The following is a 7,424-nucleotide window of genomic DNA, read 5'->3' on the forward strand; positions in this document are numbered from 1 at the left end:
CTATTGCCAGCGTAAAACGTACACGCCCATGAGTTCACCTAGCTGCACCCATGTCAGTAACCACTGCTCAGCACCACGTTGAAAGCTCATCGCATATTGATCTGCCTGAAACCGAATCGCCGGAAACTCTTGCCGCAACACAGCCTGCAATACCGACTGGGGCTCTACCCCTTTTTGCACGCTGTACCACTGATGCTCCACCACACTGTCTGCCAACTTTTCACTCCATGCCCAAAGCAGTTGTAAGGCAGAATGCGTTAATAAAGGCTGATGTACCGGCTGCTGTGATCGCATACAACTGAGTGACAAAAAAGCCTGAGTCGTCGCAATTTTTTGTAGCCGCAACACACACGGATTTACTGTAGCGGACTGCCCCCATGTCACCTCATGTGTCTGCACAAAGACCTGATCAAACTCCGCGTACGCTTCTTGTAAACGCTGCGTAAAAAGGGATGCCTCCACGCCCTCTACTTGCCAAGCGTAGTACCACAGCGCTTCTGACTTCATCGCGATTAACGTTTCAACGTTATAAAGGCTAAGCACGTTCTCTATATGCTGCAGCGGCGTGCGCCACTGTGCCTGTGCAGGCGCGATCCCCATACAAGCCATCACGGCACCACACACTACATAACGCCATTTCAAGTAACGCTCGCGCACCATGGTTTACTCCTGCTGCTCATAACGCATAGGTACACGATGTTCCCAACGTTGTAGCCAATTACGCTCTGGCCCTTCACGCCCCCCAAGCGTGATCCACATCAGACACTACTCGTGCCATGCGTTGCACATGCCCCTGACTGCGCTGTGCTGATGTGGCCCACCACTGTGGTGCTTTTTCTAACCGCTGTCGTACAGCCGTTGCATCTGTGGCATCCCCACCTCCCACCAGCACCACGTGCTGCTGCTGTAACGACAAGGAGGGAAACAAGGCATGATCCAAGGTTTTCTGGATACGACTTTGATGCAGCCCAGAATCTTCAAGCTGTACTTCTGTCGCTAACCCTCGTGTCTCGTTGCGCAGCCCCATTTTCCAGTCATACGACTCACTGGAGTACTGCATACCTTTGGCTTCCGATTGTTGCAACGCATGACGTTGCTGAGGAGTCAGAGCAAGGTCTGCCGACCACAATTTGGTACGTAAGAAAGCACCATGTGCTGCCGCCAACTGCAGACGACTTTTCTCATGCTGCGCATACAACAGCCAATGTGCCATCACTAGCACGGCCACCAACACGGGAAACAGCACGATCCCCTCTACCATTGCCTGCCCTCGTTGTGTCATGGCGCCCCCTTGCTCGTTGTGTCCCATGGCACCAAAGCCGGCTGCCAATACGGCATAAATAAATTGGGCCTATGCCGCGTTTTGGCGGGTGCCACATACGACACTGCTGCCGCACTAGAGGTACGCAAGATGGGATCCATCGCTAGCTGTTCAACTTGCACCCTTAACTGCACCCTAGACACCTCGGGCTCCAGAACTACAGCAGGCTGCAATAGAGCACTTCGCAAGGGTTGTGCCAACTTATACCCATATGAACTGGCCAAGGGGTTGGCATCTTCGCCTAGCAAGTTCCAGCCAGCCACCTCGTTGACCCAACGCCAGAAATCTTGTTTAGAAAAATTCTCAGGAGGATCTTCTACAAACACCCCTTGGGGAAGCTGGCCCGGCTTGCCCGGAACCCAGGCATAACCCATGGCGTACTCGCGGTAGTAACAGCCTATCCAACGGTTAGAACGCAAGGCGTGGAATGACAAGGTATCACCACTGTGCCAACCCACGCTGTCATCCAACTGCGTTTCTCCACGCCTGCGTAACTGATGACGCAAACTAGGACAACGCGCGCTGACTACCCAACGATTTTTAGCGGTGTAGTGTCGAGGCTGTAAAAAAGCATAGTGACGCGCACTAGCACGCACCCAGTCCGCTACAAATGCCCGCGCTGCTGTAGTCGTCAAGACAGACTGTGGCTGCTGTTGCAACCGTAGCAGCAACGTAGAGGTGGTAGTAAGCTCGGGGTAGTTACGGCGCAGTACTAGCTCGGCGTTTTTCTCTGCCAAACTCAAAAAATGCTGCTGTAGATTCTCCTGCACACGGCTAAAAATCTGATTACTAAACTCTGCATGCACGTCTGCAGCGCGTTGCAACTGCGTTTGTAGTGCGAGGCTTTCCCCTAAATTCAGTGCCTTAACCGACGAGACATAGGCCTTTGCATGAGCAGGCCCGAACATCAGCCCTATCAAACTAGCCGGAGGGTTCCTTCTGCTCACATTTTGGGCTTGTGTCAGCGAAAAATGGCCCCACGATGCTGTTGTTGCTAAGTGAGCGCTCGCCACATGATGTGCCACATAGGCACGGTTAAGTAAGGCCAACATATTCAGCAACCTCGCCTGTACCAAGCCCGCACTATACACAGCGGTATCGGTGGCACTGTTTTGTCGCATACGCGCAGCGCTGATATCCCCTAGCCAAAATGCACGATTAAATAACAGCAGCAGCACCGCTACACAGACTATCCCCAGCACCAACACCTGCCCTTGCTGAGCGGATGAGTTGAGTGGGTGCGTCATTGCGGAACCCCAGAATTATTACCGGTAAAGGACTGTAGGCTTTTGGTGTTGGCTTGTTCGGTTGCTGACTTCGCTGCTTGGCTTGCCGCTTGGCTCATCTGTGAACCATCTTCACCCGCTAGTTCATTCGCAATCGCCGCCGTCTGCGAGCGCACCACTTGGCCAAACAATTGGAAAACCGCAATAGCGGCAATTGCCACTAATGCCACAATAATGATGTATTCGACCAATACATGATTGAAGCTATCTAATATATTGATCTATATGGTTTTTATTATTTATTTTGTCTAATATGAAACGACCACCTCGTGTCTGTAAGCCTTTGTTTTGTATAGATAGCCCATGGAAGTATTAGACAGTACTGTTCTGCTATCTCAAAAAACTCAAAACGACAGAATCACCATAGACAGCACCATTACCTAACCCAGCGTAGTGATGCGTGATACGCTTATCAAAATCTGTCTTAGACTAACTCAAATAAGGAAGATAAAACATGAAGAACTTGGCCCTTCTTATTATCGCTGCATCACTACTTACTGGCTGTCAATCAGCAATGCACGCAGGAGCAGGCTCTGTTTGGGCTGTTACTAAGAACCAAGATCAATTCACTGATGTTGAAACAAAGATGGTCACGGTCGGAGAAGGTCTATCGGATAGTTTTATTTTCACTAGATCACTAAATTACTACCCCTTTGTTGGAACCCAAGATGGAGAGCTATTTGTTGGTATCCGCTCTGGAGGTAGTTATCGCATTCCTACCGGCACGGTTCAAATCCGCATTGATGCAAATAAGACCTGGACGATCTCACCAGACGAAACTCCAATTTATTTAGCACCCACTACATTGCCAACAACAACTCCGACCGATCTAGATGAAAAAACGGCAACTAATGTAGCAATGATTCAAGCCGAAGCAATGAAGAACATGACTAAGGCCATGTCACCGTACACTGCCGCTACTGGCGAAAAAGCAAAAAACATTCTTCGTGAAATGGTTGCAGGGAAAACAATTAAGTATCGGACTGTTGGAATGAATCAGGCAGCGTCCTCAACAGGTGAAGTGCATATTAATGACTCTTTTCTTGAATCTCTCAAAGCCATTGGCATTGATCCCGAGAATATATAAAGCTTTTTTTATATAATTCATCAGGTAAGAGCTATCAAAATATAATCGGCCTACAAATATGTAGGCCATTTTTTCAGCAAACACAGAAACAATAAGAGTTGTATCCCGGTGATAACCGGCGGGAATTGAACCCGCGACCAGCGTATTTAGCCTCAACAGTTAACATTTGAACTTCAAGGGCTTACATTGACGCGTTTTGCTGCCCCACCCCTTCGGTGTGAAATCGGTGTGATTTGAGATAGCCAACCAAGAAAACAACATCATTAAACAACTGTTTGGGTGCGGTGGCTTAGAGGCCTCAACCCCCTCGATAGCTCTACGATAATATAAACCTGTTGGCTCCCCACTAAGAGAGGAAGCTCCGTTGAATCTACTTTTGTGAAAGTACCTTATTCGCGAAACCCTGCATGGACCTAACACCCTATTTTCTTCTGCCTATATTCGGCCTATTTCTTGCCATCACGCCTGTTCCATATCTTCCTTACATGCTTGCTATCGGCGCCCTGTCACAGTACAAAAGCAGCTTTATTTTTGGGTGTATAGCTACTGTCGGAAGCATACCTTTTATTGCCTTCCCCTTTTTATTGATTTGGTTAGCCTATAGCCATGTTGGCCTCTTGGGAGCCGCTCTTTTTACAATCTCCATGTATTCAATTTCCTTATGGGGTGTGATTGAGAGCCTACTAAATAAACGCTAGTCCTTCATCGCATTAACACCCTATGTTTAGCAGCACACTCTCCGTAAAGAATTGCTAGCTCAATATGAGCCTTGCCCAACTCATCCCATGAGTCAGTATCTAGCTCAGGGATAGGCGGGCAAGGCTCAGACAAATTAGCGGGAAGCGTTGGCCGCACGTATCCCTTCGTTGATGTGCTGCAGCCGCTCAGGATCAATACGACAATCAGCAGGCAAAGGCTTTTCAACTTCAACACGGGTATACCTCTCTATAACTGTAGGTTTGATGGTGTTTAGAGCGTTTACCCGCTCCTGTAGCTCAATAGAAATAAGTGCTAGGCGTTCTGATTCATCACGGAACGCCTCTAGGTCAGCTACGTACTGAGCGGCTTTACAGTCTGATTGCCCTGCTCTGTATTGAATACCCCCATACAACCAAACGCCCGAAAAAAAGGCCACTGCAATAGCGGCCCATGTCATTGTGCGTCCAAGCATTTCTGATTCCTTTCTAGCTGTCGCTTCCATACCCCCCCACAGCGCTTGTTACCCGGCGTAGAGCAATCAAAGCCTGCGGCGTACTTATATAAAAGCAACGAGTTACAAGCCTTCAAGTAGTCGCCGTTCAATAAGTCGCGACGCATGGACGAGTTTCGCCACCTCCCAATCCCATACTGCCCTACAAAATCCAGATACAGGTCGTACTCTTCCTGGTGCAGTTTTACGCCCGGCAAGCTTGCGCGAAACATCCGTTCATCACCACTCATAAGATTACGCGCCAGCTGCTCTGCTCGCTCACGGGTGATGGGTGGATCCGTCATCTTCACCGGCGTGCCATCTTCGTAGCGCGTAGAGCCGTGGCCTATAGTCGGCACATCGCCCTTTGTTGGAATGTGCGGAGCCAGCAAAGTCTGGCCATCAGCAGCGCGTACAGGCGTACTCTCACCTTCATTTGCCACCCAGCCCGCAAAGCCCGCAGCGCTCACAGTTAGCAGCACCACAGCTATTCTTTGTCTTACTGCACTCATAGCTCGCACTTGTCCTTTAGCGCGGCCAGCTGCGCTTGATGCATTTCCTTCTCTCGCTTATCGCGCCGGTGCTGGAAATACAGGTTTGCAAACAAACCAATCACAGCCACCAATACCCCCGCCAGCCCAAGCCAGTTCACCTCTGCCCACCAACCAGTCGCCCCAACACCAGCACCTATAGCCATTGTCTTGTTGGCTGCTGATATCCCAGTTGCCTCTACTGCAACCTCTCTCAAATTCATGGTTTTAATCCTTTGGGGCTGCATAGTGGCCTCCAATAAAAAAGCCCCTACAAACGCAGGGGCGACAAAAATGGTTCAATAGCGGCTTTTGCTCGCAATGAATCAACGTACAAAAAGAATCGCTAAAGCCTGCCCTGTTCTGAAGGAAGCCTTTGAGCGCTATAAATCTGAAATTTCCAGTAAGAAAAAAGGACACGCACAAGAAAACTCACTAATCAATGTATGGTCTGAAACCCTACTAATCGGCAGGCCGCTAAACAGAATCAGTCAAACTGACATACAAAAATTACGTGATGAATGGCTTGAGGATCGAGCACCAGCCACAGTAACTAGACGCCTCGCTTTCCTCTCGCACGTCTATACTGTTGCTGCAAAAGATTGGGGTATGCCAGGGCTAACAAATCCCGTAGCCCAAGTCCGATGGCCACAAGCAGACAATGCCCGCGACCGCCGCGTATTTGATCGCATCCAGCACCGGGGCATACCCATTGCTGAGTGCCCACGCTCCGAGCTGGAATGGCTTATCCGCAACACGAGATCCAAAACACTACCAACAATCATGATGCTGGCCGTGGAAACAGGAATGCGTCGATCTGAAATAGTAGGACTGCAACGCCCACAGATTGATATGACCTCTGGCGTTATCACACTAACAGAGACTAAGAACGGGAAAGTGCGCTATGTCCCCTTGTCCCCATTTGCTAAGGATGCCCTGCGCCGCTACTTAACTGATCGAAGCCCTAAAGGAAAGGTCTTTGATATATCCACTAGCGCCATCACCCAAGCATTCGCCAGAGCTGTTAAAAACTCACGTAAAGCATATGAAGCTTTATGTAAGCAGTACAACCGCATGCCCCGCGGCCACTACTTTAAAGACCTACACTTTCACGATCTGCGTCATGAATCAACATCACGCCTAGCTAGCGTATTCCAAGCCGCCGATCTGGCTAAAGTCACCGGCCACCAGTCCACGCGCATGCTACTGCGTTACTACCACCCACATGGCCGCGACCTTGCCCGCAAGTTATCCCGCAGCACGTTGGGACGCAAACAAGCCGCAATACTACGCGCCAGAGGTCAATCATCAAGCTGAACAACACGGTCGCGTGCTGCTTGGCGCTTTACACGCACGTCGTCAGGAATCTCAGCGCCTGTTTCACGAAATCGCGTCACGTACCAGTCCGTGCTGTCTAGATACTGCCGAGCCTCTGCGTTGATACGCTCTTGCTCGGCCCGCACCGCTTGAGAGGCTTTTTGCTCTGCTGTAATCAAACCCGTTAGATCAATTGCCATGGTGCTCTCCATCACTCTGCTCTGGCACTAGAATTGGCCAATTTGTTTCTGGTAACGGCACCACTCCATCTACGGGGTTAACAATCGGCACTGGAAAACGTGCATCACGCGGCGCATTGGCCGCATGCGGTAAGAGAAGCGTGATTTGCAATTGCCCTTCTTCGTTGCGCTCAATGTCGCCCACTACATAGGGGCAACCCGTTTTCTCTGCTCCGTCTGGCAGCGTAGCGCCCGCAGGTATCACGCTAAAATCCAAACGCTGCCCATTGATGATCAATACTTCGCCCTGTTTTTCTAATGACAGAGCATCGCTAAATGGGTGGCCGTATGGCTCACCCGTTGGTGATAAGGTGATTTTCATAGTTTCCTTAGATACAAAAAAACCGCATTGCAAATGCGGAGCAGGCAATGTTGACCAAAGCCGGCAACCTAGCAAGCCTGCAAAACCTCAAGCAAAGCCAGCTCAATTTGGGCGTGATTCAGTCGCTGGTGGG

General features: G+C 50.0%; 12 protein-coding genes. 2 read left to right on the plus strand and 10 right to left on the minus strand.

The genetic code is table 11. The features are described from left to right. From GY634_RS13390 to GY634_RS13405, 4 genes are all read right to left on the minus strand, one after another. Positions 1-660 carry a hypothetical protein gene (locus GY634_RS13390; RefSeq protein ID WP_166409230.1) on the minus strand — a complete coding sequence of 220 codons (660 nt, stop codon included), beginning with the start codon at positions 658-660 and terminating at the stop codon, positions 1-3. A gap of 73 nt (positions 661-733) precedes the next feature. Continuing rightward, positions 734-1,282: a hypothetical protein gene (locus GY634_RS13395; protein WP_166409231.1), complete on the minus strand. Its 549-nt coding sequence runs from the start codon at positions 1,280-1,282 to the stop codon at positions 734-736. Beyond that, positions 1,279-2,568 carry a hypothetical protein gene (locus tag GY634_RS13400; RefSeq protein WP_166409232.1) on the minus strand — a complete coding sequence of 430 codons (1,290 nt, stop codon included), beginning with the start codon at positions 2,566-2,568 and terminating at the stop codon, positions 1,279-1,281. Before GY634_RS13400 ends, GY634_RS13395 begins: the two co-directional genes overlap by 4 nt. Next, the gene (locus tag GY634_RS13405; protein ID WP_207625608.1) at positions 2,565-2,798 is read right to left on the minus strand and encodes a hypothetical protein; all 234 of its coding nucleotides are present in this window, start codon (positions 2,796-2,798) and stop codon (positions 2,565-2,567) included. Before GY634_RS13405 ends, GY634_RS13400 begins: the two co-directional genes overlap by 4 nt. 263 nt (positions 2,799-3,061) lie before the next feature. Between GY634_RS13405 and GY634_RS13410 the strand changes: the two genes are divergently transcribed. After that, positions 3,062-3,694: a hypothetical protein gene (locus GY634_RS13410; protein WP_166409233.1), complete on the plus strand. Its 633-nt coding sequence runs from the start codon at positions 3,062-3,064 to the stop codon at positions 3,692-3,694. Positions 3,695-4,396: 702 nt separating this feature from the next. Here the strand turns inward: GY634_RS13410 and lysC are convergent. The 4 genes from lysC to GY634_RS13425 are packed head-to-tail and all read right to left on the minus strand — an operon-like array spanning position 4,397 to position 5,637. Beyond that, positions 4,397-4,627 (minus strand): Rz1-like lysis system protein LysC, encoded by a 231-nt coding sequence (lysC, locus tag GY634_RS17455; protein ID WP_423227306.1) that lies wholly within the window; start codon positions 4,625-4,627, stop codon positions 4,397-4,399. Further along, positions 4,527-4,865, minus strand: a complete 339-nt coding sequence (locus GY634_RS13415; protein WP_166409234.1) for a hypothetical protein — start codon at positions 4,863-4,865, stop codon at positions 4,527-4,529. The genes lysC and GY634_RS13415 overlap by 101 nt, the downstream gene beginning before the upstream one ends. After that, entirely contained in the window at positions 4,847-5,395 is a 549-nt protein-coding gene (locus GY634_RS13420; RefSeq protein WP_166409235.1) for a glycoside hydrolase family protein, read from the minus strand. Before GY634_RS13420 ends, GY634_RS13415 begins: the two co-directional genes overlap by 19 nt. Next, complete coding sequence (locus GY634_RS13425) at positions 5,392-5,637, minus strand: holin (protein ID WP_135862625.1); 246 nt, start codon at positions 5,635-5,637, stop codon at positions 5,392-5,394. Before GY634_RS13425 ends, GY634_RS13420 begins: the two co-directional genes overlap by 4 nt. A gap of 385 nt (positions 5,638-6,022) precedes the next feature. Between GY634_RS13425 and GY634_RS13430 the strand changes: the two genes are divergently transcribed. After that, the gene (locus tag GY634_RS13430; protein ID WP_242683712.1) at positions 6,023-6,730 is read left to right on the plus strand and encodes a site-specific integrase; all 708 of its coding nucleotides are present in this window, start codon (positions 6,023-6,025) and stop codon (positions 6,728-6,730) included. Here GY634_RS13430 and GY634_RS13435 read toward each other — a convergent pair. Together GY634_RS13435 and GY634_RS13440 are read right to left on the minus strand one after the other, a co-directional pair. Further along, a complete protein-coding gene (locus tag GY634_RS13435; RefSeq protein WP_207625610.1) occupies positions 6,715-6,930 on the minus strand; it encodes a hypothetical protein in 216 nt (71 codons plus the stop codon). The genes GY634_RS13430 and GY634_RS13435 overlap by 16 nt on opposite strands. After that, positions 6,920-7,291, minus strand: coding sequence for a hypothetical protein (locus GY634_RS13440; protein WP_166409237.1), 372 nt, complete (start codon positions 7,289-7,291; stop codon positions 6,920-6,922). The genes GY634_RS13435 and GY634_RS13440 overlap by 11 nt, the downstream gene beginning before the upstream one ends. Between the last annotated feature and the right edge of the window lie 133 nt (positions 7,292-7,424).

The organism is Paenalcaligenes suwonensis (assembly GCF_011290505.1).
Lineage (GTDB): Bacteria > Pseudomonadota > Gammaproteobacteria > Burkholderiales > Burkholderiaceae_B > Paenalcaligenes > Paenalcaligenes suwonensis.